This window comes from Qipengyuania soli, from assembly GCF_015529805.1.
GTDB classification, from domain to species: Bacteria; Pseudomonadota; Alphaproteobacteria; order Sphingomonadales; family Sphingomonadaceae; genus Qipengyuania; species Qipengyuania soli.
In genome coordinates this window covers 619,874-645,033 of record NZ_CP064654.1, presented here as the reverse complement: position 1 = coordinate 645,033, position 25,160 = coordinate 619,874, and the positions used below count along the sequence as shown (strand labels likewise).

General features: G+C 63.2%; 31 protein-coding genes. 22 read left to right on the top strand and 9 right to left on the bottom strand.

All coding sequences use genetic code 11. The features are described 5' to 3' along the window. Positions 1–26 precede the first annotated feature (26 nt). Together ctaD and coxB are read right to left on the bottom strand one after the other, a co-directional pair. Positions 27–1,739: a cytochrome c oxidase subunit I gene (gene ctaD / locus IRL76_RS03205; RefSeq protein WP_200983103.1), complete on the bottom strand. Its 1,713-nt coding sequence runs from the start codon at positions 1,737–1,739 to the stop codon at positions 27–29. Between the two features lie 41 nt (positions 1,740–1,780). After that, positions 1,781–2,860, bottom strand: a complete 1,080-nt coding sequence (coxB, locus tag IRL76_RS03200) for a cytochrome c oxidase subunit II (RefSeq protein ID WP_200983102.1) — start codon at positions 2,858–2,860, stop codon at positions 1,781–1,783. Positions 2,861–3,071: 211 nt separating this feature from the next. Here coxB and pyrE point away from each other — a divergent pair, with 211 nt between their 5' ends. The 7 genes from pyrE to ruvX are packed head-to-tail and all read left to right on the top strand — an operon-like array spanning position 3,072 to position 8,501. Further along, positions 3,072–3,653 (top strand): orotate phosphoribosyltransferase, encoded by a 582-nt coding sequence (gene pyrE, locus IRL76_RS03195; RefSeq protein ID WP_200983087.1) that lies wholly within the window; start codon positions 3,072–3,074, stop codon positions 3,651–3,653. Then, positions 3,650–4,393: a pyridoxine 5'-phosphate synthase gene (locus tag IRL76_RS03190; RefSeq protein ID WP_200983086.1), complete on the top strand. Its 744-nt coding sequence runs from the start codon at positions 3,650–3,652 to the stop codon at positions 4,391–4,393. Before pyrE ends, IRL76_RS03190 begins: the two co-directional genes overlap by 4 nt. Then, complete coding sequence (gene acpS / locus IRL76_RS03185; RefSeq protein ID WP_200983084.1) at positions 4,390–4,791, top strand: holo-ACP synthase; 402 nt, start codon at positions 4,390–4,392, stop codon at positions 4,789–4,791. The genes IRL76_RS03190 and acpS overlap by 4 nt, the downstream gene beginning before the upstream one ends. Then, positions 4,788–5,669, top strand: a complete 882-nt coding sequence (gene lepB, locus IRL76_RS03180; protein WP_200983082.1) for a signal peptidase I — start codon at positions 4,788–4,790, stop codon at positions 5,667–5,669. Before acpS ends, lepB begins: the two co-directional genes overlap by 4 nt. Beyond that, on the top strand, positions 5,666–6,802 hold the full coding sequence (locus IRL76_RS03175; RefSeq protein WP_200983080.1) for an AI-2E family transporter: 1,137 nt from the start codon (positions 5,666–5,668) through the stop codon (positions 6,800–6,802). Before lepB ends, IRL76_RS03175 begins: the two co-directional genes overlap by 4 nt. After that, positions 6,802–8,037 (top strand): DUF3089 domain-containing protein, encoded by a 1,236-nt coding sequence (locus IRL76_RS03170; protein ID WP_200983078.1) that lies wholly within the window; start codon positions 6,802–6,804, stop codon positions 8,035–8,037. The genes IRL76_RS03175 and IRL76_RS03170 overlap by 1 nt, the downstream gene beginning before the upstream one ends. Then, positions 8,016–8,501, top strand: coding sequence for a Holliday junction resolvase RuvX (ruvX, locus tag IRL76_RS03165; RefSeq protein ID WP_200983076.1), 486 nt, complete (start codon positions 8,016–8,018; stop codon positions 8,499–8,501). The genes IRL76_RS03170 and ruvX overlap by 22 nt, the downstream gene beginning before the upstream one ends. Here ruvX and IRL76_RS03160 read toward each other — a convergent pair. From IRL76_RS03160 to IRL76_RS03150, 3 genes are read right to left on the bottom strand one after another with little or no spacing between them, the layout of a single operon-like run. Next, a complete protein-coding gene (locus IRL76_RS03160; protein ID WP_200983074.1) occupies positions 8,498–9,394 on the bottom strand; it encodes a transposase in 897 nt (298 codons plus the stop codon). The genes ruvX and IRL76_RS03160 overlap by 4 nt on opposite strands. Beyond that, positions 9,382–10,353 carry a HEAT repeat domain-containing protein gene (locus tag IRL76_RS03155; protein WP_200983072.1) on the bottom strand — a complete coding sequence of 324 codons (972 nt, stop codon included), beginning with the start codon at positions 10,351–10,353 and terminating at the stop codon, positions 9,382–9,384. The genes IRL76_RS03160 and IRL76_RS03155 overlap by 13 nt, the downstream gene beginning before the upstream one ends. A gap of 13 nt (positions 10,354–10,366) precedes the next feature. Next, positions 10,367–10,522, bottom strand: coding sequence for a hypothetical protein (locus IRL76_RS03150; RefSeq protein ID WP_200983070.1), 156 nt, complete (start codon positions 10,520–10,522; stop codon positions 10,367–10,369). 133 nt (positions 10,523–10,655) lie between these two features. On the opposite strand from IRL76_RS03150, the gene IRL76_RS03145 reads away from it, so the two are divergent. Together IRL76_RS03145 and IRL76_RS03140 are read left to right on the top strand one after the other, a co-directional pair. Further along, positions 10,656–11,114 carry a PaaI family thioesterase gene (locus IRL76_RS03145; protein WP_200983068.1) on the top strand — a complete coding sequence of 153 codons (459 nt, stop codon included), beginning with the start codon at positions 10,656–10,658 and terminating at the stop codon, positions 11,112–11,114. Continuing rightward, positions 11,107–11,511, top strand: a complete 405-nt coding sequence (locus IRL76_RS03140) for a PaaI family thioesterase (protein WP_200983066.1) — start codon at positions 11,107–11,109, stop codon at positions 11,509–11,511. The genes IRL76_RS03145 and IRL76_RS03140 overlap by 8 nt, the downstream gene beginning before the upstream one ends. Here IRL76_RS03140 and IRL76_RS03135 read toward each other — a convergent pair. Continuing rightward, positions 11,508–13,685 carry a transglycosylase domain-containing protein gene (locus IRL76_RS03135; protein WP_200983063.1) on the bottom strand — a complete coding sequence of 726 codons (2,178 nt, stop codon included), beginning with the start codon at positions 13,683–13,685 and terminating at the stop codon, positions 11,508–11,510. The two genes, IRL76_RS03140 and IRL76_RS03135, sit on opposite strands and share 4 nt — an antisense overlap. Before the next feature lie 60 nt (positions 13,686–13,745). Further along, positions 13,746–14,741: a cobaltochelatase subunit CobS gene (gene cobS / locus IRL76_RS03130; protein ID WP_200983062.1), complete on the bottom strand. Its 996-nt coding sequence runs from the start codon at positions 14,739–14,741 to the stop codon at positions 13,746–13,748. A 95-nt stretch (positions 14,742–14,836) separates the two neighbouring features. Here cobS and IRL76_RS03125 point away from each other — a divergent pair, with 95 nt between their 5' ends. The 9 genes from IRL76_RS03125 to IRL76_RS03085 all read left to right on the top strand — a co-directional run bounded on the left by IRL76_RS03125 (position 14,837) and on the right by IRL76_RS03085 (position 20,487). Then, the gene (locus IRL76_RS03125) at positions 14,837–15,637 is read left to right on the top strand and encodes an oxygenase MpaB family protein (RefSeq protein WP_246449954.1); all 801 of its coding nucleotides are present in this window, start codon (positions 14,837–14,839) and stop codon (positions 15,635–15,637) included. A gap of 77 nt (positions 15,638–15,714) precedes the next feature. Then, the gene (locus IRL76_RS03120) at positions 15,715–16,350 is read left to right on the top strand and encodes a TetR/AcrR family transcriptional regulator (protein ID WP_200983060.1); all 636 of its coding nucleotides are present in this window, start codon (positions 15,715–15,717) and stop codon (positions 16,348–16,350) included. Further along, positions 16,347–16,784 carry a VOC family protein gene (locus tag IRL76_RS03115; RefSeq protein WP_200983059.1) on the top strand — a complete coding sequence of 146 codons (438 nt, stop codon included), beginning with the start codon at positions 16,347–16,349 and terminating at the stop codon, positions 16,782–16,784. Before IRL76_RS03120 ends, IRL76_RS03115 begins: the two co-directional genes overlap by 4 nt. Further along, a complete protein-coding gene (locus IRL76_RS03110; protein WP_200983058.1) occupies positions 16,784–17,458 on the top strand; it encodes a glutathione S-transferase family protein in 675 nt (224 codons plus the stop codon). The genes IRL76_RS03115 and IRL76_RS03110 overlap by 1 nt, the downstream gene beginning before the upstream one ends. 12 nt (positions 17,459–17,470) lie before the next feature. Then, positions 17,471–17,842: a DUF1428 domain-containing protein gene (locus IRL76_RS03105; protein WP_200983057.1), complete on the top strand. Its 372-nt coding sequence runs from the start codon at positions 17,471–17,473 to the stop codon at positions 17,840–17,842. Between the two features lie 3 nt (positions 17,843–17,845). Then, on the top strand, positions 17,846–18,658 hold the full coding sequence (locus IRL76_RS03100) for a VOC family protein (protein ID WP_200983056.1): 813 nt from the start codon (positions 17,846–17,848) through the stop codon (positions 18,656–18,658). Further along, positions 18,655–19,134 carry a VOC family protein gene (locus IRL76_RS03095; protein ID WP_200983054.1) on the top strand — a complete coding sequence of 160 codons (480 nt, stop codon included), beginning with the start codon at positions 18,655–18,657 and terminating at the stop codon, positions 19,132–19,134. Before IRL76_RS03100 ends, IRL76_RS03095 begins: the two co-directional genes overlap by 4 nt. 4 nt (positions 19,135–19,138) lie before the next feature. After that, a complete protein-coding gene (locus IRL76_RS03090) occupies positions 19,139–19,813 on the top strand; it encodes a dihydrofolate reductase family protein (protein WP_200983053.1) in 675 nt (224 codons plus the stop codon). Continuing rightward, entirely contained in the window at positions 19,810–20,487 is a 678-nt protein-coding gene (locus IRL76_RS03085) for a glutathione S-transferase family protein (protein WP_200983050.1), read from the top strand. The genes IRL76_RS03090 and IRL76_RS03085 overlap by 4 nt, the downstream gene beginning before the upstream one ends. Positions 20,488–20,490: 3 nt before the next feature. On the opposite strand, the gene IRL76_RS03080 is transcribed toward IRL76_RS03085, so the two are convergent. Next, positions 20,491–21,084, bottom strand: a complete 594-nt coding sequence (locus IRL76_RS03080; RefSeq protein WP_200983049.1) for a J domain-containing protein — start codon at positions 21,082–21,084, stop codon at positions 20,491–20,493. Between the two features lie 60 nt (positions 21,085–21,144). Between IRL76_RS03080 and IRL76_RS03075 the strand changes: the two genes are divergently transcribed. Genes IRL76_RS03075 through IRL76_RS03060 form a run of 4 tightly spaced genes read left to right on the top strand, consistent with a single transcriptional unit; the run spans position 21,145 to position 24,044 of the window. Beyond that, positions 21,145–21,417 carry a BolA family protein gene (locus tag IRL76_RS03075; RefSeq protein ID WP_200983047.1) on the top strand — a complete coding sequence of 91 codons (273 nt, stop codon included), beginning with the start codon at positions 21,145–21,147 and terminating at the stop codon, positions 21,415–21,417. 11 nt (positions 21,418–21,428) lie between these two features. Next, the gene (locus IRL76_RS03070) at positions 21,429–22,319 is read left to right on the top strand and encodes a pirin family protein (protein WP_200983045.1); all 891 of its coding nucleotides are present in this window, start codon (positions 21,429–21,431) and stop codon (positions 22,317–22,319) included. A gap of 10 nt (positions 22,320–22,329) precedes the next feature. Beyond that, positions 22,330–23,142, top strand: a complete 813-nt coding sequence (locus IRL76_RS03065) for an SDR family NAD(P)-dependent oxidoreductase (RefSeq protein ID WP_200983043.1) — start codon at positions 22,330–22,332, stop codon at positions 23,140–23,142. A 2-nt stretch (positions 23,143–23,144) separates the two neighbouring features. Next, on the top strand, positions 23,145–24,044 hold the full coding sequence (locus IRL76_RS03060) for an alpha/beta fold hydrolase (protein ID WP_200983041.1): 900 nt from the start codon (positions 23,145–23,147) through the stop codon (positions 24,042–24,044). Here the strand turns inward: IRL76_RS03060 and IRL76_RS03055 are convergent. Next, positions 24,041–25,138: a DUF2332 domain-containing protein gene (locus tag IRL76_RS03055; RefSeq protein ID WP_200983040.1), complete on the bottom strand. Its 1,098-nt coding sequence runs from the start codon at positions 25,136–25,138 to the stop codon at positions 24,041–24,043. The genes IRL76_RS03060 and IRL76_RS03055 overlap by 4 nt on opposite strands. Positions 25,139–25,160: the final 22 nt, after the last annotated feature.

Genomic DNA, 25,160 nt, shown 5'->3' with positions numbered 1-25,160 from the left:
CGCTGCTTGTTCGATTGCCTTGCGCCTTACGCCGAAGCGGGCTTGGGGCTCATGTGATCGTCGGCAGTATGATGGTCTTCGATCACCGGCAGTTCGCTGAACTGGTGGAACGGCGGCGGGCTCGACAGCGTCCATTCGAGCGTCGTGGCGCCTTCGCCCCAGTAATTGTCTGCGGCCTTCTTGCCCGCCACGAAGGCGTACACGATGTTGGCAAAGAAGAAGATCATCGAACCGGCCATGATTTCGTAGCCGAGCGAGCTGATCTCGTTCCAGTAGGCATAGGCTTCCGCATAGTCGGGGTAGCGACGCGGCATGCCCTGCAGGCCGAGGAAGTGCTGCGGGAAGAAGATCACGTTCACGCCGATGAAGAAGCCCCAGAAGTGGAGGTGGGCCAGCAGCTCGGAGTGCATCTTGCCGCTCATCTTCGGGAACCAGTAGTAGAAGCCCGCGAAGAGCGAGAACACCGCACCCATCGACAGCACGTAGTGGAAGTGCGCGACGACGAAGTAGGTGTCGTGCACCACGTCGTCCACGCCGCCGTTGGCGAGGTACACGCCGGTAACGCCACCCACGGTGAACAGGAAGATCATGCCGATCGCCCAGACCATGGGCGACTTGAACTGGATGGAACCGCCCCACATGGTGGCGATCCAGCTGAAGATCTTCACGCCCGTCGGGACTGCGATGACCATGGTCGCCGCGGTGAAGTACATCTTCGTGTTAACGTCGAGGCCGACAGTGTACATGTGGTGGGCCCACACGACGAAGCCGACGACGCCGATTGCGACCATGGCGTAGGCCATGCCGAGGTAGCCGAACACCGGCTTGCGGCTGAAGGTCGCAACGATCTGCGAGATCATGCCGAAGCCCGGCAGGATCATGATGTACACTTCGGGGTGGCCGAAGAACCAGAACAGGTGCTGGTAAAGGATCGGGTCACCGCCGCCTGCGGGGTCGAAGAAGGTCGTGCCGAAGTTGCGGTCGGTGATCAGCATGGTGATCGCCGCAGCAAGCACGGGCAGCGCGAGCAGCAGGAGGAAGGCGGTAACGAGCACCGACCATACGAATAGCGGCATCTTGTGCAGGGTCATGCCCGGCGCGCGCATGTTGAAGATGGTGGTGATGAAGTTGGTCGCGCCGAGGATCGAGCCCGCACCCGCGAGGTGGAGCGAGAAGATCGCGAAGTCGACAGCCGGACCCTGCGAACCGCTGGTCGACAGCGGAGCATAGACGGTCCAGCCGGTACCCGCGCCCGGGCCGGTGCCGCCCGGTACGAACAGCGAGAACAGCAAGCTGAAGAACCCGGCGACGGTCAGCCAGAAGCTGATGTTGTTCATGCGCGGGAACGCCATGTCGGGCGCGCCGATCATGAGCGGTACGAACCAGTTGCCGAAGCCGCCGATCATGGCCGGCATGACCATGAAGAAGACCATGATCAGGCCGTGAGCCGTGATGAACACGTTCCACATGTGAAGCGAGGTGTCGAAGTCGGCATTGCCGCCCATGAACTCCGCCCAGAACTGCAGGTACTGGATGCCGGGCTGAGCCAGCTCCATGCGCATGATACCCGAAATCGCGCCACCGACGATGCCGGCGATGATCGCGAAGATCAGGTACAGCGTGCCGATGTCCTTGTGGTTGGTGGACATGAACCAGCGCGCGAAGAAGCCGGGCTTGTGGTCGGCATCATGGTGTGCGTGGTCGTCGTGAGCCTGGAAGTGGTCGGCGGTAGTGGCCATCGGTCTGTTCTCTCGGCTTCGTATATCAGTAATTGCTAATATCAGGTGGTGGCTTCAGCAGCAACCGGTGCGGCTTCGCCTTCAGCCGGCGCTGCGGCAGCCGGAGCTGCAGCAGGCGCCGCAGCTTCTTCAGCCTTCGCGCCCTTCACCGTTCCGCCCTGGGCAACGACCCAGGCGTTGAACTGGTCAAGAGGCAGCGCTTCGATGGCGATCGGCATGTAGCCGTGGCGCGCACCGCACAGCTCCGAACACTGGCCGAAGTAGACGCCCGGTTCCTTGATGATGAGCATCTTCTCGTTCAGGCGACCCGGGACCGCGTCGAGCTTGAACCACAGGCTCGGCACTGCGAACGAGTGGATCACGTCGGCTGCAGTGGTCTGCAGGCGGATCGGAACGCCGACCGGCAGGACCATGCGGTTGTCGACCGCGAGGTGCGACGGGCCGTCGTCATCTGTGCGGAAACGCTCGCCGGCCTTAACGTCAGCCTTTTCCTTGAGCATGTTCGACACGACTTCGAAGTCGCCATTGTCGGGATAATTGTAGCCCCAGTACCACTGGTAGCCGATCGCCTTGACGGTGATCGCATCCTTCGGCGGGCTCTTGTACTGCTTCGAGATCAACGTGATCGACGGGATCGCAATGCCGAGCAGGATCAGCGCCGGGACGACGGTCCAGACGACTTCGATCAGCGTGTTGTGGCTGGTCTTCGAGGGAACCGGGTTCGCCTTTGCATTGAAGCGGACGATGACGATGACGAAGAGCAGCAGCACGAAAGCGCTGATGATTGCCATCACCCAGACCAGGCCGATGTGCAGGCCGTGCGCGAAATCGCCGGTCGGCGAATACTGGTCCTGAACATCGATGCCACGTTCGACGGGCATGCCCTTGCCGGCAGTCGGCTTCATCGGCGTGTACGATCCTGCTGCAGGTGCAGCTGCATCGGCCGCGGTCACATCGGTCGCGGCAGCATCGGCAGCGACGGGCGCCTCGACAGCAGGCTCTACCTCAGCGGCAGGCGCGTCCTGCGCAACTGCCAGCACCGGGCTGAGCGTAAGGGCCAGTGCCATGGAAAGGCCGGCTGCGATGCGGTGGAACCCGTTGCGGGAGCCATGAAATTTCATCTCTGGACGCTCTTTCGTGTCTCGTTATCGGCTCGGTCGGAGTGACCCTCATTCACCGGCCGCGCGCAAGGGATTCCCCCGGCGCAGGGGCGCGATTTGGGCTGCCCTATAGGCAGGCTTTGCGCGGGCCTCAAGCGGGCAGGCGAGAAAAATATGCACATTCGTTTGCCCCTTGCCTAAAGCGGCGCAACGCGCTTTGAGCCAGACCGGTATGACAGACGAAGACATCCTCAGCGAATTCCGCGCCAGCGAGGCCCTCCTCGAAGGCCATTTCAAGCTCTCGAGCGGGCGCCACAGCGGGCATTACCTGCAGTGCGCGCGCGTGCTCATGAACCCGGAACGCGCCGGGCGGCTGGCACTTGCACTGGCCCAGCGAATCCCGCGTGAAATCCGCAGCCAGATCGACGTGGTGGTGAGCCCGGCGATGGGCGGATTGATCATCGGACACGAAATGGGCCGTGCCCTGGGCAAGGACGCCGTGTTTCTCGAACGGCCGGAGGGCGTCTTCCATTTGCGCCGCGGCTTCCGCCTTGAACCGGGCGCCAAGGTGCTGATGGTCGAGGACGTCGTGACGACCGGCCTTTCAAGCCGCGAAGCGATCGACGCCGTCGGGCGCGAAGGCGGCGAGGTTATTGCCGAGTGCGCGCTCGTCGACCGCTCCAATGGCACCGCCGACCTGGGCGTGCCCTTCTTCCCGCTCGTCGACATCAACTTCCCCTCCTATGCCGAGGATGAAGTGCCACCTGAACTGGCAGCGATCCCCGTGACAAAGCCCGGGAGCCGCGCGGCTTGAGCCAGCGACTGCGCCTCGGGGTGAACATCGACCATGTCGCGACCATCCGGAACGCGCGTGGCGGCGATCACCCCGATCCGGTGCGCGCGGCCGAGATCGTCGCAGCTGTGGGCGGTGACGGGATCACCGCCCATTTGCGCGAAGACCGGCGTCATATCCGCGACGCCGACCTGCGTCGTATCCAGGCAGCGACCGATCTGCCGCTGAACCTAGAGATGGCAGCGACCGAAGAGATGCTCGCCATCGCGCTGGCCCACCAGCCGCACGCCGCCTGCATCGTTCCCGAAAAGCGCGAGGAGCGTACCACCGAGGGCGGGCTCGACGCGGCAGGCCTGCACAACCAGCTTGCACCGATAGTCACGCGCCTTTCCGATGCGGGCATTCGCGTTTCGCTCTTCATCGAAGCAAGCGAGCGCCAGCTCGAAGCCGCGCAACGCCTTGGCGCGCCGGTGGTGGAGTTTCACACGGGCGAATACGCGCATGCCGGCCTCGACGGCGATGCCGAACGGGAAGCGCGCGAGCTGGATCGCATAGCGAGAATGTCCGCTCTCGCCCGCCAGCTGGGTATCGAACCGCACGCAGGGCACGGCCTGACCTACGAAAACGTGAAACCCATCGCCGCCATAGCCGAGCTGGCCGAGCTCAACATCGGCCATTATCTTGTCGGCGAAGCGGTATTCGTCGGATTGGAAGCAGCCGTGCGCCGGATGCGCGACCTGATGGACGAGGCGCGCCCGTGATCATCGGCCTCGGCTCCGACCTCTGCAATATCGAGCGGATCCAGAACTCCCTTCAACGCTTTGGCGAACGCTTCGAGCAGCGGGTCTTCACCGAAATCGAGATTTCCAAGGCCCGCCGCCGACCCTTCACCATCGCAGGCACCTACGCCAAGCGCTTCGCCGCCAAGGAAGCCTTCTCCAAGGCTGTCGGCACGGGATTTCGGCGGGGTGTATTCATGAAGGACATCGGCGTGGTGAACGCGCCTTCGGGTGCACCAACGCTCGCCCTTACCGGAGGGGCTGCAATCCGGCTTGCGGAAATGATTCCGCACGACCATGAGGCGCGCATTCATCTTACCCTCACCGACGATCATCCATGGGCTCAGGCCTACGTGATCATCGAGGCCATTCCCGCATGAGTACCGGCAGCCCGGCAGTGAACGACATTTCCAAGAAAAAGAAAGACAAGACCGACGATAAGGTCGACTGGCTGGCGGAAATCCGCGGTCTCGCCATCATGCTGCTCGCGGTCTTCGCGTTCCACAGCTTCATCGCGAAACCGTTCTATATCCCGTCGGAATCGATGATGCCGAACCTGCTCGTCGGCGACCGCCTGGTGGTGAGCAAGTATCCCTATGGCTGGAACTGGTCCTCGATCAGCTTCCACCTCGCGCCGCGTAGCAAGTGGCGGCTGTGGGCCGCGACCCCTGAATACGGCGACATCGTCATCCCCGTGCACCCGGAGCGTGACGAGGATTACATCAAGCGCGTCGTTGCTCTGCCCGGCGACCGCATCGCTGTCGAGAACGGCCAGATCATCCTCAACGGCACGCCGGTTCCACAGAAGGTTGAGCCCGCCATCGACCTGCCGCTCGATGCCAATTCGCGCTGCGACGGCTTCGACCTCGACAATTTCCGTGCCACCGACGACGCCGGCAAGCGCGTCTGCCGCGTCCCCGTCATGCGCGAAACCATGCCCAATGGCGCTACCTACCTGATCATCGACCACGAGCGGCAGCAGCTCGACAATTTCGCCGAGATCACCGTTCCCGACGATGCGGTTTTCGTAATGGGCGACAATCGCGACCATTCGGCCGATAGTCGCGAGACCATCAGCGACCGCGGCCTGCTGGGTCCCGTCCCTCTGGCCAATATCGGCGGACGGGCGGAGTTCATCACCTTCTCGCTCGACGGAACGACGACGCTGAACCCGATCAGCTGGTTTACAAGCTTGCGTGACGGACGCGCCTGGACCACTCTGCGGCCACCGCTCGCAGAGAGGAAAAGCACGCAATGACAGATACATCGCCGTCCGGTTCGACAAACGACAAGGGCGGTGACACTGCCGGGGCCAGCCCAACGCGGATCGAAAGTCCCAAGCTTCGTTACGAAGCGTCGAAGGCGCTCGTCTGGGGTCTCGTCATCGGGCTGATCGTCCTTGCGGTCCATCTGTCGCAGTCCTTGCTGGTTATCTTCGGGGCGCTTGTGTTCGCCGCCATGATCGATGGAGGAGCGCGCCTGCTGGGCCGCATCCTGCCGATAGGGCGCAACTGGCGCGTTGCGATCGTGCTGCTCCTGACCGTCGCCTTCCTGCTATGGCTCGGCTATTTCGCGGGTTCGCAGATTTCGCAGCAGGCCGCCGAATTTCCGGCCATCATCGGCGAGCAGATCGGTCGCTTGCTGGCGTTCCTCCAGTCCAAGGGCTTCGCGATCGGGCAGGAAGACGTTCAGAAGATCGCCAGCAACCTGGTCAGCGGCGTCGGCACGGTCACCAAGGCAATCGGCGGCATCTTCGGCGGGCTGACCACGGCCTTCCTGATTGCGATAATCGGCATCTATCTCGCCATCGACCCGCGGGTTTACGAGCGCGGTGTTGCGTGGATGATCCCCGAAGGCCGACGCGATGCCTTCTTCGATACGCTGAGCTATCAGGCCTACACCATGCGCCGCCTGCTCGCCGGTCGCCTCCTCGGTATGGGCTTCGAAGGGTTTTTCACCTGGATCATGCTGGCATTCGGCGGGATGATCATCGGGCTTGAACCGGTGCCGATGGCGGCGCTGCTCGGCTTGCTGACGGGTTTGCTCGCCTTCATCCCCAACATCGGAGCGATCATCTCCGGCGTGCTGATGGTGCTGGTCGGCTTTTCCGGCGGGACCGAGATGGGGCTCTATACGATCTTCGTCTATTTCCTCGTCCAGAACTTCGACGGGTACGTGCTTGTGCCGATGATCGCCAAGAAGACGGTCGATCTCGCCCCAGCCTTGGTTCTCTCCGCACAGCTCATCTTCGGTGCGTTGTTCGGGATCCTCGGCCTAGCGCTGGCTGACCCGATGCTGGCCATGATGAAGGTGGCGCTCGAGCGTCGCGCGGTCCGGCTGCAGAAGGGCGACGATGCCCGGCACGGTGCCATGAAGGCGGAGCCTGCCTGATGGCTCGCAAGTTCCTTTACCTGATTGCGGTGATCATCGTCATCGTCATCGCCGGTGCGATCGCCCTGTCGATCTGGTCGCGCGAGGCGACGCAGATCGCCTTCGTCCCACGCGGTGAATTCGTCGAACAGAAGCCGCTGGCGGCCAATGCGTACGAAGACCCGGACATGTGGTACTCGCGCCCCGGCATCGGAACCGAAGACCCGGCCCGATACCAGCCCGCCATTGCCGAAGCGCCTGTCGATCCCGCGACCCGAACTCCCTCGCCCGACGCGCCCGCCGCAGAGCAAAGCCTCGACCAGGGGAACCCGATGGCTGCGACCGCCACCCTGCCCGGTGAACCGGCCGATGCCAGTGAACTGCCGTCCTTTGCTGTCTTCTTCGTTCCCCCCACGAGTTACATCAAGGCTGGAGGCGACTGGAACGCGACGCTCGACGATGCCTCGACCAACAGCCGGGCCCGTCTCTTTCTCAAGGGCCTCGCAAGCCCGTTCAATCGCGCCGACGAGATCTGGGCACCCAAGTACCGCCAAGCAGGGGCAGGTGCCTTCCTTACCGACAAGCCCGAAGCGGCAAGGGCGATCGATGCTGCCTATGCCGACGTTCTCCAGGCCTTCCGCTATTTCGTGGAGAGCGTGGACGCCGACAAGCCGATCGTGCTCGCCGGGCACAGCCAGGGTGCGGCACATGCCCTGCGCCTCCTGCGCGAGGAAGTCGCCGGCACACCGCTCGAGAAGCGCATCGTCGCAGTCTACGCACCGGGCTGGCCGGTTTCGGTCGAACATGACCTTCCGGCCCTGCCTTTCCCGGCCTGCGCGGCGCCCGCACAGACACAGTGCCTGCTTGCCTGGTCGGCCTTTGCCGAAGATGGCGATGCTTCACTCATCATGGAACGCTACAAGGCGACGCCAGGTTATGATGGCCAGCCGCGCGGCGACGGTCCGATCCTCTGCGTCAATCCGCTGACCGGGTCCACCGGCGGCAATGCACCCGCGAGCGCCAACCTCGGCACTCTGGTGCCTGACGAGGGCATGACCTCGGGTTCGCTGGTTGCAGGAGCGGTGCCGGCGCGGTGCGGCAGTAATGGCCTGCTCTACATCGGCGAGCCCCCGACACTGGGAGAAGGCGTGCTGCCGGGTGGAAACTATCACGTCTATGATATCCCGCTGTTCTGGAAGAACGTGCAGGAAGACGTTGTCGCGCGGGTGAAGGCATGGACGCAAAGCCCTTCGTAACCGACAACCGGCTCGACTTCGGTGACGCGCTGCCCGACGGCGGTGCCTTGCTGGCGCTCGATGTCGGTACCAAGACAGTGGGCGTCGCAACCTGCGATGCGGGTTGGCGATTTGCCACGGCCGGCAAGACCATCATCCGTGGGAAGTTCGGCAAGGATAGCGAAGCCCTGCGCTCGATAGTCGCGGAGCGCGGCGTGCGCGGCGTCGTCATCGGCCTGCCGCGCAACATGGATGGCAGCGAAGGACCGCGTGCACAGGCCAGCCGTGCCTATGCGCGCAATGTCGCTGCCGCGCTGAACCTGCCGGTGCTGCTGTGGGACGAACGCTGGTCCACTGCCAGCGCGGAAGGGGCGATGATCGCCCAGGACATGAGCCGCGCCAAGCGCGCCGAGAAGATCGACAGCCACGCCGCCGCCGTCATCCTCCAGGGTGCGATCGACGCATTGGCAGGCGGCGGTTTCTAGGCCGCCAGCGCCCGCCTTCGCGCGGCCGCTTCCATCGCCAGCAGGCGACTTCCCGACAGCTCCGCTTCGCGCCACAGCGCATCCCGTTCGCCGGTTTCGCGACAGAGTCCTGCGCGCGCTTCATAGCTGGCCAGCCGCAACCGGTCGCTCGGATGTCGCCTGCCGAAGGTTTCGGCGAGATCCAGGGCGCGCTGGCCTCCCAGCCCGACTGCACAGCGCAGGAAGGTTTCGGTCGACGTCGGATTGAGCACGCCAGTCACCGCATTGCTGTCGAGATCGAAGCCGTACTGGTCGAACCAGCCCTGCGCGGCGTCCACATGCATGATGTTGAGCGATATCGAGGTCGCTTCCGGGGGCAATTGCGAATGGATGTCGACATGGGCGCGATAGTGCATCAGCCGTCCCTCGTGCAGCGCACTGCGTTCGACGAAGCGCAAGTTCGCCACCTCGCCACGGAAACCCGTCACGCTCACGTATTCGTATTCGTAATAGTCACTGCGGTACCCGGGTCCGAAGTAACCGACCGTCAGGAAGTCGAAATTGTGGTCGTGCGGCAGGCCATAGACGAAGTTGCGCGCGCCGCTGGCGGTGAAGCAGGCTTCGTCCTCGCTCGGCCAGATATTGGCGCGCAAGAAGCATTTTCCTCGGACGGGTGAGAGGACAATCGCCTGTGGCCCATAGGCGCTCTCTATCCCGCCGTCGCGATGGCGGTTGCGCAGCTGGTCCACCAGCAGGTCGCCGAGGAAGTCCCGGTTGCGGCCGAGACCTGCGAGAAGCTGTGCGGCCTCGAAAGTGCTCTCCTCGTCCGCGGGACTGAAACCGTCCCCGAGGAACGCCAGGGCATGCTCGATGGACAGCGACTCGGCGGCGAGGTTCTCGATTACACGGGGCATGGCACGCTCTCCTTCAGGCCCGCGAGTTGCGGATAGGCTTCGACGAGGTGGGCGCGCAGGGCACCCGCGTGGCCGGCCAGCGCGTCGTCGGTGGCATTGGCGCATTCGGTGAGCGCGGCAAAGCCTGTCGCGCTGTCGAGCGCGATGCATTCGCGCAATGCCTGCCAGCGAAAATGATCGCTGCCTTCGCGCGCCAATTCGGCAAGAAGTGGTGCCGCGTCGTGGCGTCCCATTCGTCCGAGCACCGCCATCGCGATCTCGCGCCGGCTCTCGCCCCTGTCCCCGCTGGCACGGTGCACCAAAGAACCGTCGTCAAGGCGAAATGCCCGTGAAGGACGAGGCTGAAGCGGCGATCGCGCCACTCTCAGCACCACCATCTGCCCGTGGATCTTCTCGGCAATCCGGGCAACATCGGGCGGGAAATGCATCGGTTCGCCCTCGACCACACGTCGCGGACTGCAATCGATGGCAGCATGGGTGCCAGTTTCCTGGATGAGTTCGGCAATGCGCAGGTCTGCGGCACCCGAAAGCACGATCTCATGCCGCTCGACGTCGGAAAACGAAACTGTCTCGGGAGCAGGTACGGCTGCCTCTTCGCCATATGCGAGCAGGGTCACGACGGCTGGGCCAGCCTGGATCAGCTGCAACATCGCAACCCCGTCCGACAGCTGGTGGCGAAACGGCACATGACCAAAGGGGTGGTCGCGCAATGCCGCTGCGATGCCTTCGATCAACGGCGTCACAAGAGCCGTTGCCATGGCATGGTCCCCGATCAGCTGGACAAGGGTGGGGCAGTCCTTCCATTCCGCTCCCTCGCCAAAGCGCTTCAGCTCGTCCCTTGCCGCGCCCCCCAAACCGGACGAGCGCCAGTCAGCAACCACCTTCTCCATCGCCTTTTGCGCCCGATGCTGCGCGGGGACATCCCCGCGCAGCGCACGCAATGCTTCGTTGGTCTGCATCGCGCCCTGGGCCTCAGAAAAGATTGCCGCCGGTCGTGTCGTAGACATAGACCATGACGACCACGACTGTGTCGTCCATCTTGCCGCCGCTGGCGACGAGGCTTCCGAACAGGCCGGTTACCTGGTCAATGCCGGGCAGGCTGGCGATGTCGATCTTGGGCAGATTCATGTTTTTGCTTCCCTAGTACCGGCGGGCCACGACCCCTTGTCCACGCCCGCCCGGGGCACTGCTGGCCTGTCCCTCGCCGCGCTTGAAATTAAAACATTGTAAGCTGCGGGAACCCGTGGCTATCGCGGCATGAATGACCGACCAGCCACGCAAATTCGATCCCCGTGCCGCGACGCCGTTCTTCGTCAGCAGGGGCCATTCCGGCTGGCTCGGCCTCAGATATTCCGACCATGGCGAGGACTGGGTTGAGCTCGAGTTACCGTGGCGTGAGGATTTGCTCGGAGAAGAGGGCCAGCGCGTCTTGGCATCGGGCCCGATCCTCAGCCTGATGGACATGGCGAGCGGCATGGCGATCTGGCGGGCGATGGATGATTTCACCGCGATCGCGACGCTGGACCTTCGCGTGGATTATGTTCGCCCCGCCCGCGAGGGTGCAGCCGTCTTCGGGCGCTCGCAGTGCTATCGCGTCACCCGCAGCGCCGCATTCGTCCGCGGTGTCGCCCACGATGGCGACATCGACGACCCAGTCGCCCACATCCAGGCCGTCTTCATGAAGATTGCTCCCAACACGCGGGTGATGCACGATGCCTGAGCAGGAGCAGATCGTCGCCTTGACGCCCTACGCGCGGTCGCTCGGCATCACGCATGATGGCTGGGACGCGGGTGTGCCCGTCATGCGGGTCGATTTCGACGAAACTGTAGAAGGGCGCCCCGAACACTATCACGGAGGTGCAACCGGCGGGTTGCTCGAGACGGCGGGCTATGCCGTGCTACGCGCCGAACTGGAGCGACTGGGTCGCGACGCCATGCTCAAGCCGATCAACATCACCGTTCAATACCTCGCCGCGGGCAAGAGCCGGACGAGCTTCGCCAAGGGACGGATAACCAAACTCGGGCGCCGCAGTGCCAATATCACCGTTGAGGCATGGCAGGACGATCCCGCACGGCCCATCGCCACTGCGGTCATGAATGTCCTCATGGCTGACTAGTTCGGTACGATTTCTTCCTCTCGGCGCCGGATCGCCCTCGCGGCTTCCTCGGCAGCACGGCGTCGCGCTTCCTCGATGGCAGCCTCGTCGACGACGACCCCCTGATCGCCGACCTCGATTTCAACCGGGATGCCGTCGATTTCGGTGGAGAGCACGGCCGTGCCGTCCCGCACACGTAGTCGAGACGTACCATCCCCAAGTGGAATGTCTTCAAGATCAGGTACGTCGAGCGGTTCGATGGGGCCGCCGGGATCCGCATTCTCGTCCGGATTGCTTTGCGGCGTCGACTGGACGCCCAATGCCTGTGTCATGAAGTCGCGCCAGATGCGAGCGGGCAGTCCGCCACCGGAAATGCCACCCTGCAACGGCGTATTGTCGTCATTGCCGATCCACACGCCCACGACCAGATCGCCTGCATAGCCCACGAACAGCGCATCGCGATTGTCCTGCGTTGTGCCTGTTTTGCCGAAATTGGGACCGCTCAACATTGCTGCCTTCCCTGTCCCGCTGTTGATGGCCGCGCGCAGAAGTTGTTCCATTTCGTCATGGGTAGACCGCGAGAAGCTCGACGGGCCGTCCACAAGGTTTTCGAACCAGTTGCGCTCAGGCTTGGCGAAAGCATGCGGCTCAACCGGATAGGCATTTGCCGCGACCGCAGCGTAAGCCGAGGTCAGTTCCAGAAGCGTCATCGTGCTCGTACCGAGCGCCATGGTGGGATCGCCCTTGTCGAGCGGAGACGTCACGCCGAGATCGCGTGCAGTGGCGATGACCTTGTCGCTACCGACCTCTTGCAGCAGGCGCACCGCCGCCACGTTGGAAGACTGCGCAAAAGCCTGCTCCAGCGTCAGTGTTGGAGAGTAGCGCCCGCGCGAGTTCTTGGGCCGATAACTCCCTTGCGTTATCTCGGAGTTGTCGATCAGGTCGTCGGGCTCCCACCCGGCCCGCAGCGCCGCGAGGTAGACGAACAGCTTGAAGGTCGATCCCGGTTGCCGCCTCGCCTGCGTCGCACGATTGAATGGTGACTTGGCGTAGTCCTTGCCGCCGATCATCGCCACGACCTCGCCATTGGTCCGCATCGCGACGAGAGCGACCTGGGCTTTGCCCAGGGGAGCACGCTGGGTGACCCGACGGGCAATGTTCTGGAGCCTGCTGTCGAGTGTGGTTGTGAGGGTCTGGCGGTCATAGCCGCCCTCGGTCACCTTGCGTGCTTCGGGCAGCGCCCAGTCGGCAAAATACGTTCCTGTCGGCAGGTTGTTACGCATCCGAACATCGAGTGACGGCGGCCGCACCTGGCGCGCCTCGGCCTTGGTGAGGTAGCCGGCGTCGACCATGGCGTTGGTGACCATGCCCATGCGCTTGACGGCACGGTCATAGTGACGCGTGGGTGCGTAGGCCGAAGGCGCCTGAACCAGGCCCGCGAGCATGATCGCCTGGTTCAGTCGCAGCTTTTCCGGCTGGCGATAGAAGTAATGCAGGCTTGCCGCGCGCAGGCCGTAAACGTTGTCACCGAAGTATGCATTCGAAAGGTAGCGCTCGAGGATTTCGTCCTTGGTCAGCCAGGCCTCCAGCCAGAAGGCAATCATCGCCTCGCGAGCCTTGCGCGTCAAAGTTCGCTCGGGAGAAAGGAATGTGAACTTGGCAAGCTGCTGGGTAATGGTACTTCCGCCGCCGGTACCGGTGAATGCCGCACGCGCTATGCCCCGCGGATCTACACCCCAATGGTCGTAGAAACGCCTGTCCTCGATTGCCATGAAGGCCTCGATGACGTGAGGTGGGAGTTTCGAGACATCAACGGGTTCGTCGGTAATCGCTCCGTTTCGCGCGATCGGCGTGCCGTCAGCGGCCAGCAAGGTGACTTGCGGCGCAGCGATCGGCTGCAACGACTTGTTGAGCGGTGCCGTGATGGCGAGCCATGCGAAAAGCACGATGAAAAGTCCGACCAGGCCAGCGGCGATACGCACCGCCCACCAACGCTTGCGCCGACCACGCCAATATTCCCGCTGCCACCAGCGCTGGCGACGCTTTTCCTCGAAGCGCACAGCATCGTCGAGACGGTCCAGGCGGTCGTCCCAGTCGTCGTAATCGAGCGAGTCGTGCAGCGCGTAGTATCCCCGGTGCGGCTCGAAGCCTGCGTCCGTGTCGCGCTTGCGCCTGAAAGTATCGAAAACGCCCATTGCCTACTGTGTTATACTAACAACACAGCCATGCATAGAGGGTTGCAGCTTAACCGCCCACTACGACGACCGTCCGACCACGCTTTCCGGCAAATCCTCTCCGAAGACGCGCTGGTAATATTCCGCCACCAGCATGCGTTCTTCCTCGTCGCACTTGTTGAGGAAGGAGACGCGGAAAGCGAAACCGATGTTGCCAAAGATCTCGTAGTTCTGGGCCCATGTGATGACCGTGCGCGGGCTCATCACCGTCGATATGTCGCCATTGATGAAGCCCTGGCGCGACAGGTCCGCAACCTTGACCATGTCGGCCAAAACCCTTGGATCGACGTCCGGTGCCTTGCCCTCGACGATCTTCTGCTCAGTGTCGGCGGGAAGGTAATTGAGGCCGACCACGATGTTCCAGCGGTCCATCTGGCCCTGGTTGATCTGCTGCGTGCCATGATAGAGGCCGGATGTGTCGCCTAGCCCGACCGTGTTCGCGGTGGCGAACAACCTGAAATAGGGATCGGGGTGGATCACGCGGTTCTGGTCGAGCAGGGTCAGCTTGCCGCGCTGTTCCAGAACGCGCTGGATCACGAACATCACGTCGGGGCGGCCCGCGTCGTATTCGTCGAACACCAGCGCCACCGGATGCTGCAGTGCCCACGGCAGCAGGCCTTCGCGGAATTCGGTCACCTGCAACCCGTCGCGCAGGACGATGGCGTCGCGCCCGACGAGGTCGATACGGCTGATGTGCGCGTCGAGGTTGATGCGGATGCAAGGCCAGCGCAGGCGCGCCGCGACCTGTTCGATATGCGTCGACTTGCCCGTGCCGTGATAGCCCTGGACCATCACGCGGCGATCGTGAGCAAAACCGGCGAGGATCGCCAGAGTCGTGTCGGGATCGAAGACGTATTCGGGATCGATCTCGGGAACGCGCTCGTCCTTCAGCGAGAAGGCGGGCACTTCCCAATCGACATCGATGCCGAAGACCTCGCGCACCTTCACCATGCGGTCCGGACCATCCATCAGCGTCTTGCCGCTGACGTCGATATTCGTGTTCTGCATCTTGTTCATCGCGCTTGCGGCCTAGGGATTTATCGCGGGCGCGCCAAGCCTATATTGGCAGTGTGAGTCGCCCAGACCCCCTCGAATTTCTACGCCAGCGGATAGTGGGCAACGTCCGCGCAGCCTTCAATGAGGGCGACGCCTCTGCAACGCCGAGACAGTCGTCCGACGATGCCCTGTTCGAGCGTGACAGCCCGATCCGGATGGTTCACGCGGACATCATCGGGATGATGGTCGGCGGAATCCGCAGCCTGTTCCTGCAGATGCTCCACCCCCATGCCTTGCAGGGCGTGCTCGACTTCTCCAACTTCCGCGAGGACATGCATGGCCGGCTCAGCCGGACAGCGCATTTCATCACGGACACGACTTTCGCCCAGCGCGACATCGCGATGCAGGCGATCGAGCGGGTTAATCGCATCCACTCCTCTGTCAACGGCACCCTGCCCGACGGCACGCCCTATTCCGCGCGCGATCCGCGCACCCTCGCCTGGGTCCATGTCGCGGAAGCGACCAGCTTCCTTGCGGCTTACTTGCGCCACGTGCGCCCGGACATGCCCGGCCACGAGCAGGACGAATACTATCGCCAGTTCGCTTTAATCGCCGCTGCATTGGGCGCCGATCCTGTCCCGACTAACCGGCGCGAGGCCGAAGCAGTATTTCGTGAATTGCGGGACGACCTGCGAACCAGCCCCGAGGCGCGCGAGGTCGCGCAATTCGTCGTCGCGATCAGGCCAGAGGGTGCGCCGGTCGCCCTGCAAAAGGCCATCATGGCCGAGTCCATTGCCCTATTGCCGCCATTTGCGCGGTCCATGCTTGGCCTCGAACGCCCGGGACTCGGGGGCATTCCGGCCCGCGCAGCGACTTGGGGTGCGGGCAAGACGCTGCGCTGGGCGTTTCGGCAATAGATTGATCCGACGCCATTTTCGTGCGCTTCGTCGCAAGCGCCTTGGCACCATACCAACCGGTTGGTATGGTGGGTCGCGTGATACCCAACCGCCCTTTCCGGCCTGCGCCCCAAAACGCTCGCGACAAACTGCTCGAGGCCGGTGTCCGGCTGATCCGCAAACAGGGGTTTGCTGCCACCTCGGTAGGTGAGCTGTGCGAAGAGGCGGGCGTCACCAAAGGCGCTTTCTTCCATCATTTCGATTCGAAGGAGGCTCTTGGCGTCGAACTTGCCCGCTACTGGAGCACGTCGACTTCGGGCTTCTTCGACGATGCTCCCTATCGCCAGATCGATGACCCGCTGGAACGCATCCTCGGGTATCTCGACTTGCGCATCGCGCTAGTCGGCGGCCCGACCGAAAGTTTCAGCTGCGTTGCCGGAACGATGATCCAGGAAGGCTTCCGATCGAGCGAGCCGATCCGCGCGGCCTGCGCGGACTCGATTCTCGGCAATGCCGACCTGTTCGTCGGCGACTTCGCCGAAGCGGTGTCGAAATACGGGATCGATGCCGACCCGCGCAGCCTGTCGATCCACATGCAGGTCGTCATCCAGGGCGCCTTCATCCTCGCCAAGACCCAGGAGACCGATGAACGCGCCGCCGCAATGGCGCGTGAAAGCCTGATGCACCTCAAGCGCTACCTCACCCTCCTCTTCGAAAAGGACGCCTCCCGATGACCCAGATGATCTTCGTGAACCTTCCCGTTTCCGACCTGGAGAAATCCAAGGCGTTCTATTCGGCAGTCGGCTTCACCAATGAACCGAAGTTCACCGACGAAACCGCTGCCGCGATGCAGCTGAGTGATGCCATCGTCGTCATGCTGCTGACGCACGAGAAGTGGAAGTCGTTCACCACGAAGGACATTCCCGATGCCAGGAAGACCGCGCAAGTCATGAACGCTCTGGGTGCCGAAAGCCGCGACGCGGTCGATGCCATGGTCGACAAGGCCGCTGGCGCCGGCGGAACGCCTGATTGTAATCCCAAGCAGGACTATGGCTTCATGTACGGCCGCAGCTTCGAGGATCCCGACGGCCACATCTGGGAAGTCTTCTGGATGGACCAAGCTGCTGTGGAAGTCGGTCCCGCCGAATTCGCCGAGGCACAGGGCTGATGTCGATGATCGATCCCGGCGCGCAGGTCGAGATCAGCGGCTACCGTTGGGTCCCGCCCTTCGCGCAGGGCTTCGTGCGCGACCTGCGCCCCCGTTGGGCTTGCGAGGAAGCGGGTGTTTCCTATCGCGAGCGGCTGGCCAATGTCGCCGACAAGCCGGACTGGCTCGTCGAGGGGCAACCGTGGAGCCAGATTCCGATTATCCGCGACGGCGAGATAACCTTCTTCGAAAGCGGTGCATCGCTGCTCCACCTGGCGCAGAAGAGTGAGATACTCCTGCCTGCAGACCCACAGAGGCAGGCGACGGCAATCTCTTGGCTGTTCGCCGCGTTCAACACGGTCGAGCCTCCGATTTTCGAACATGGCAACATCTCGTTCTTCGCCAAGGACGAGGAATGGGCAAAGCTGCGACGACCGAGTCTCGAAGAATTCCTCGGGCGGCGACTCGCCCCGCTGGAAGCAAGGCTAAGCGCCTCCGAATGGCTCGACGGCCAGTTCACCGTTGCGGACATTGCCATGGTCACCACGCTGAGGTCGCTCGGTGGTAGCCGCGTCCTGGCAGCGCATCCGGCTGTCGAGGCTTATGTTGCTCGCGGCGAAGCGCGCCCCGCATTCAAGCAGGCGATGGCAGACCAATTGGCCGCTTTCGCACGCCACCCTGACAACACGGATTGAAGGAGAGAGAGCATGTATGTGAACGGATTCGTGGTGCCCGTGCCGGAAGCCAACAAGGAAGCCTATCGCGTTGTGGCCGAGAAGTTCTGGCCGATTGCGAGGGACTATGGCTGCATCGGTCATGTCGAGGCGTGGGAGTCCGACGTGAAGGACGGACAGCACACGGATTTTCGCCGTGCGGTCAATCTGGAGGACGGCGAGAAGGTCGTCTTCAGCTGGATGGCCTGGCCCGACAAGGCGACTGCGGATGCGGCGCATGAGAAGATGATGGCCGATGAACGGATGCAGACCGAATTCGGCGCCCCCGATGGCAGCGACATGCCCTTCGACGGCAAGCGCATGATCATCGGTGGGTTCGAAACGATCTTCGAAGCGGAGGCCTGAGCTATGGCGGACGATCGCGGAGCCTTCATCTGGTACGAGCTGATGACCGACGACCCTGCGCGCGCGCGTGATTTTTACGCGGCAGTTGTTGGTTGGGATATCGATGCGGAAAACAGCGTGCCGGACGGCGCCATGGACTATCGCATGATCAATCGCGGCGATGGCGGGTTTGCGGGCGGTGTACTCGCGCTGTCGCAGGACATGCTTGCCAACGGCGCGAAACCGGGCTGGTTGGGCTATGTTCACGTGCCAGATGTCGATGCTGCAGCAGCCGCTTTTGTCGAAGCTGGTGGCGCGATCCACATGGGGCCAAACGATATGCCGGGTGTGGGTCGCATGGCGCTTGTTTCCGATCCGCAGGGGGCTGTGATCTACCTGATGACCCCCACCCCACCCCCCGGCAATCCTGACGCAAAGAGCGACATTTTCGACGTCGTGAAAGCGCGCCATTTCCGTTGGAACGAGCTGTGGACCACGGATCAGGCTGCTGCGACGGCTCTCTACACCAGCACCTTTGGATGGACCCAGGAAGGCGCCATGCCGATGGGGCCGATGGGCGATTATCTCTTCATCCAGCACGACGGCGTCGGGATCGGCGCGATCGGCAAGGCACAACCGGGAGGCGAAGGTTCGCGCTGGCAGCACTTCGTCGGCGTCGACGACATCGATCGCGCTTGCGCTGCGGTCAGTGACCATGGCGGCACGCGGGTGGGCGAACCTCAGCAAATCCCCGGGGGCGAATACTCCGTCTACGCCCACGACCCGAGCGGCGCGACAATCGGGCTCGTCGGTCCCCGCAAGGAGAGGACTCAATGAGCGACAAGCTGACCACCGTCCTGTGGTTCGACGGCGACGCCGAGGAAGCTGCGCGCTTCTATGCGGGCACGTTCCCCGACAGCTCTCTCGATGCGATCCACTACGCTCCGACCGATTTCCCGAGCGGGAAGCAGGGCGATCCCATCACCGTGGAGTTCACCCTTCTCGGTCGCCGTTTCTCGGGCCTCAATGGCGGTCCGATGTTCAAGCCCAACGAGGCCGTCAGTCTCATGGTCGTGACCGAGGACCAGGCCGAGACAGATCGTTACTGGGACGCGATTGTCGGCAATGGCGGCCAGGAAAGTGCCTGCGGCTGGTGCAAGGACAAGTGGGGCTTCTCATGGCAGATCACTCCGCGCACCATGCTCGACGCACTGGCGGCAGGTGGTGACGAGGCGCAGCGCGCCTTCACCGCGATGATGGACATGACCAGGCTCGACGTCGCCACGATAGACGCTGCCCGCAGGGGAGAATAGTTCGATGGCGCGAAGGATTGTCGGAGGGATGTTTCTCTCGCTCGACGGCGTGATGCAGGCGCCCGGCGGACCGGGTGAGGACCCGATGGGTGGGTTCGAAGAGGCCGGCTGGGTGTTCAAGCTGTGGGACGAAGGAATCGAGCCCGCCCTCGGCAAGCTGTTCGGCGGCGAATACGACCTGCTGCTGGGTCGGCGGACCTACGACATCTTCGCCGCCTACTGGCCTTATGCCGAAGGCGACAACAAGCCGATGAGCGAGGCGTTCACCAAGGCTGCCAAATACGTGCTGACGCGCGGAGATCAGGAACTCCCGTGGGAAAACAGCCACCGGCTATCCTCCATCGAAGCGGTGGCCGACCTGAAGCAGACCGACGGACCCGACCTCGTCATCCAGGGATCGAGTACGATCTATCCCGGCCTGCTGGCTGCCGGGCTGATCGACGAACTGGTTCTGATGACTTTTCCCGTCACGCTGGGCCACGGCAAGAGGATGTTCGGCGAAGGCACTCCCGTCGAACGACTGGACATGATCGATCACTGGATCACCGACAAGGGCACCGTGGTCGCGACCTATCGTCCGGCCGGGCCCTTGCCACCATATCCCGACGAAGCACCCATCCCCATCATCAGCGAGCGCGAAATCGAACGCCGCAGGCGCATTGAGGAGGGCACCTGGTGACCCTCGCTCTATATGGCCACCTTTTCTCAAGCTACACCTGGAAGGCACTGATCCCGCTTTACGCCAACGGGACGGAGTTCGAGTTCAGGCAAATCGGCCCCGGTTGCGACGAGGCGAATGCGGTTGTCCATTCCGCGCATCCGGCTGGCAAATTCCCCGTCCTGACCGACGGCGACATCGCGATCATCGAAGCGACAGCCATCGTCGAATACCTAGCCGTCCATCACCCTGGCCCGGCTCCACTCATACCGACCAATCCGGCGGCGGCGGTGGAAGCGCGAATGCTCGACAGGGTTTTCGACAACTACTTCCAGGGCGGCTTCCAGCGCGTGGTCGGCGCGTACCTCAGCAACACGGAGGTCGGCAACACCCCGACGATCGGGGAGCCCAACATACGGGAGGTCGAGGCCGGTAAAGCCGGTCTAAGACGCGCCTACCAATGGCTCGAAAGTTGGTTGGAAACGCACAGCCTTCCCCCGCACGTCAGCCTGGTGACCTGTGCCGCGGCACCTGCACTCTTCTATGCGGATTGGGTCGACCCGATCCCGGAGTCCTGTCCAAAGGTCATTGCTCTGCGCGAGGAATTGCTGGCGCTCCCCGAAGTCGCGCGCTGTGTCGAAGATGCGCGGCACTATCGTCCATATTTCCCGCCCGGAGCTCCCGAGCGCGACTGACAGTCAAGCGATCGCCCGCGACTTGCGCAAGGTCTGGTACGCTTCGACCACCTTACCCAATTGCGCTTCGTGGGTGCGGTCGCCGCCGTTGCGGTCGGGATGGTAGCGTCGGACCAGTTCGGAATAGCGCCGCCGCAGTCTCGCGCGATCGACATCAGTGCCCAGCCCCAACTCTTCGAGCGCCATCGCTTCCTCGCGACTGAAGCGACCGTCCATGGCCAGTTCGGCCTCACGCCGGGCCCGACTCTTGATACCAGCCGCGCGCGCCGCAATGGCATCGAGGGGATCATCGTAATCTGCCCAACGCGGCATCCCGTCGACACCGGAATTGGAGCGGAAACTGGGACTTTCGGTCCGCCAGCCGCTGGCAGGCGACTGCGCTTCGAAGATTTCCTCGGCGCTCATGCCCTCGAACCAGTCGTAGCCGGAATTGAATTCCCGCACGTGTTCAAGGCATAGCCACTGCCATTCGCCCGGACCGTCGAAACCATGCCCGCGCATGCCGGGCGCGCGAAATTCACCAGCTTCCCGGCAAGAAGGATGCGCACAGGTTCGCCCCTCGGCTTCGTAACGTCCGTGAAACTTTGTCTGGCGCATTCGTTCTAGAATGGGGAGCAGGATGCGCTATGGCTACCCCTGCAAAGGAGATTTTGGCTCATGAATGGACCCGTCCAGCAGGAAATGGAGCGCCTTCTGACCGAGGCATTCCGGCCCACGCGGCTCGAGGTCATCAATGACAGCGCCAAGCACCATGGCCACTCGGGAGACGATGGCAGCGGGGAATCACATTTCACGATTGTGATCGAGGCAGCCGCCTTTGCCGACAAGTCCCGCCTGGACAGGCAAAGAATGGTCAATCGCGCACTCGGGGACATACCCGGACAGCGGGTTCACGCCCTTGCCATCCAGGCATCGGCACCAACGGCATAGGAGGGCGACGGATGAGCCTTTTCGAACAGACGCTCACTCCGGTCACCCACGACCTTGGCCAGTTCGACGTCCGGCGCGTTCTCCCTGCGCGAAAGCGGACCATGGTCGGACCCTTCATTTTCGTCGACCAGTTTGGCCCGGCCCAGCTTGATCTTGGTACCGGCATGGATGTCCGCCCGCATCCCCACATCAACCTCGCGACGGTTACCTGGCTGTTCGAGGGTGTGATCGACCATCGCGACAGCCTCGGCACATTCTCGACCATCCGCCCGGGGCAGGTGAACCTGATGACCGCCGGCAGGGGCATCGTTCATTCCGAAAGGTCGCCTGAATCCGAACGCAAGAACGGACCACGACTATTTGGAATGCAGACCTGGCTCGCTCTTCCAGATGGGCGGGAAGAGATCGATCCCGCGTTTGAGGCGGTCACCGACCTGCCGGTCATCGAAGACGGTCGTGCCCGCGCAATCGTCATCATGGGTGAGCTTTGGGGCGAGCGCGCCCCCACGACCACTTACGCCGACACGATCTACGCAGAAATCCTGCTCGAAGCGGGCGGCGCCATTCCGCTTGAGGAAGATGCCGACGAACGCGCGGTCATGCTTGTTGCAGGAGAAGCCAGCGTCGATGGACATGACCTCAATCAGTACGAACTGGCCATCCTGCAGCCGGGCCGCGACATGACACTGGAAAGCGCGACCGGTGCACGGGTCATGCTGCTCGGCGGCGAGGCATTTGAAACACGCCGCCATGCCTGGTGGAACTTCGTCAGCTCGCGCCGCGAGCGTATCGAGCAAGCGAAGGCAGACTGGCGCGAGGGTCGCTTTCCCAAGGTTCCAGGGGATGAGGAGGAATACATTCCACTCCCCGACGGCGAGCCGAACACCGTAACTTATCCGTGAGGGGACCAACATGAGTTTCGAAGGCAAGACCGCCTGGATTACTGGCGCGAGCAGCGGCATCGGCGCAGCGCTTGCGCGCGAATGGGCCAACCGAGGCGCTAACATCATCCTGTCGGGCCGTGACGAGGCGCGCCTTGCGGAAGTCGCGGCGGATTTGCCGACCGAGACGCTGATCCTGCCCTTCGATGTCCGCGACGACGCAGAGATGCAAGCCGCGACAGACAAGGCAGTCGCGTGGAAGGGGGTCGACATATTCGTCGCCAATGCCGGTGTTTCCCAGCGCAGCGCAGCAGTCGATACCGACATCGCGGTCTACCGCGAGATCATCGACATCGACCTCACCGCCCAGATCGCGGCGACGCAGGCGCTGCTCCCGCATGTGACCGGGCGCGGTAGCGGGCACCTTCTGTTCATCAGCTCGATCGCGGGCAAGGTCGGCGTGCCGATGCGCACGGCCTATTGCGCGGCCAAGTTCGGGCTCGCCGGGTATGCCGACGCGCTCCGCGCAGAACTTTCCCAAAGCGGCGTGCAGGTCCATGTCATCTATCCCGGCTCTGTCGCCACCGACGTCAGCCGCAATGCGCTCACCTCCGACGGCAGCAAGCGCGGACGCAGCGACAGCGTCATCGATAACGGTATCCCGCCGCTGGAGGCAGCACAGCGCATCATCGATGCGGTCGAGGCAGGACAACGCGAGATCATCGTCGCCAACGGCATGGAGCAGGCAATGGGCGAGATGCGTCGCACGCCCGACCAGCTGCTCGACCAGGTCGCGGGCATGGTCGCAGCCGGCTACATGGAGAAGATGAAGGCGGAGGGCTGACCATGGAACAGAAGCGTGTCGATCTCGCCAACGGCATCCACCTCGACGTGGTCGACGAGGGACCGCGCGATGCACCGGCCTTGCTGTTCCTCCATGGCTTTCCCGAAAGCCACCGCACCTGGCGCAACCAGATCACGCATTTCTCCGACCGTTATCGCTGTGTCGCACCCGACCAGCGGGGCTATCGCGGCTCTTCAAAGCCGCAGGAAGTGTCTGAGTACACACCCGACAAGATGATCGGCGACGCCTTTGCGCTGATGGATGCACTGGGCATCGACAAGTTCAGCATCGTCGGTCACGACTGGGGCGGCGCGATCGCCTGGGGGGTTGCCTACGGCGGGATGATGAACGGGCGGGTGACACGTGCCATCATTGCCAACGCGCCCCATCCGGTGCTCTTCCCCAAGCTGCTCTACACCAACCGCCAGCAGCGCGAGGCGAGCCAGTATTTCCGCATCTTCCGCGACCCGGCAAACGATCCCATGATCCGCGAGCATGGGTTGGCCCCGGTGCTGATGAAGGCATTCGCGGGGCGCGAAGTCACCACGTCGATGGACCCGGTGGAACAGGCGCAACTGCTCCAGGACTGGTCGAACCCCGACGCCGCCTTCGGCATGCTCAACTATTATCGTGCAAGCCCGATGGAGGTGCTTTCGCTCGACGCGCCTTACGAGCTCCCCGCCGATTACCAGCCTTTCCCATTGCCCAAGCTGGCCATCCCGACGCTGGTGATCTGGGCGATGGATGACATGGCGCTGCCGCCCGCCAACCTCGAAGGGCTCGATGAAGTCATCGAGAACCCCGAAGTGGTGCAGGTTCCCGGGACCGGTCACTTCGTCCAGTGGGAAGCACCCGAAGCCTTCAATGCGGCGATGGAAGCTTTCCTCGAAAAGACCGCCTAGTTACCCAGCCACTCGATGTCGGCGCCGTGGGCGTGCGACCAGGTGAGTTGCGTCGCTTCTGCTCCGCCGGGCCAGTAGCGCACCTTGAGATTGTGGCGGTGGACGGTCCGGTCGGCCTCGACCGATACCCACGCCAGCGGAGTTTCGGCCGTAGCGCTCGCGCCTGCGGCCTCCATCGCTGCAGTCACCCTCTCCTGCTGGTCGGCAAGTACGTATTGCCAGACGATCGAGTGCAACAGCAGCCGGGTGGTGCCTGGCTCCTGCAGCTTTGCCAATTCGCGCTCGACGAATTCCGCTGCATTGATCTTCGTCAGGTCGGGTTTGCGCTCGGTTGCAGCACGAATGGCCGCCTCCATCCGCTCGAAACGGATCGTGTGTTCCGGCCAGATGTAGGCCTTTAGCCGTTGGGACTGGTTCGGGTCGGTCAGATCGACCGGTGCAACATCGCATCCCTTGGTCGATACGATCTCGATCTGCTTGTCGGGCGGAGCAGTCCCCTGCCATTCCGGCTTGAAGTGCATGACGGCGTCGGAAGGTCCAACCTGCACCCCGCCAAGATCATAGTGGTAGCGGTCGAGCATCAGGTTGATGCCCGCGCTTGACCCGATCTCGAGACATTCGAAGCGCGGCGGCAGGCCCTTGCCCGCGAGCCACAGCATGGCGGCGATGAAATTGCTTGACCGGCCCGCCTCGTTGGTCTGCGGCGGCCCGTCGAGCCAGGGCAGCAGTTGCGCCTCGTGTGCCGTCATGGCGTCGGCGATGATCGCAACATCGTCGGCACCGATGCCGCGATAGATGGGAGCTAACGCCGGCTCACGTCCCGTCAGGTGGAGCCAGTGCAGGCCCCCGGCGATGCGCAGCGGAAGCGCGTCGGCCAGGGGCGCGCCCTGCCATTCGGCAATCCGACGGGCGAGCGCATTGTCTAGCCCGCCCTCGATCGCAGCCCAGATCGCCGTGACCACCCGGGCGGTGATCGGAGCTCCGTTGTTGAGGCAATAAGCGACCTGGTTGCGGAACCCCTTGCCGACCGCGCCGTCACCCTTGGTGTCGATATGCATCTTCTCGTAGTGCGGTCTTTGCGCGGAATCGCCCATATACGTTGCCCTTTCGCAAGCG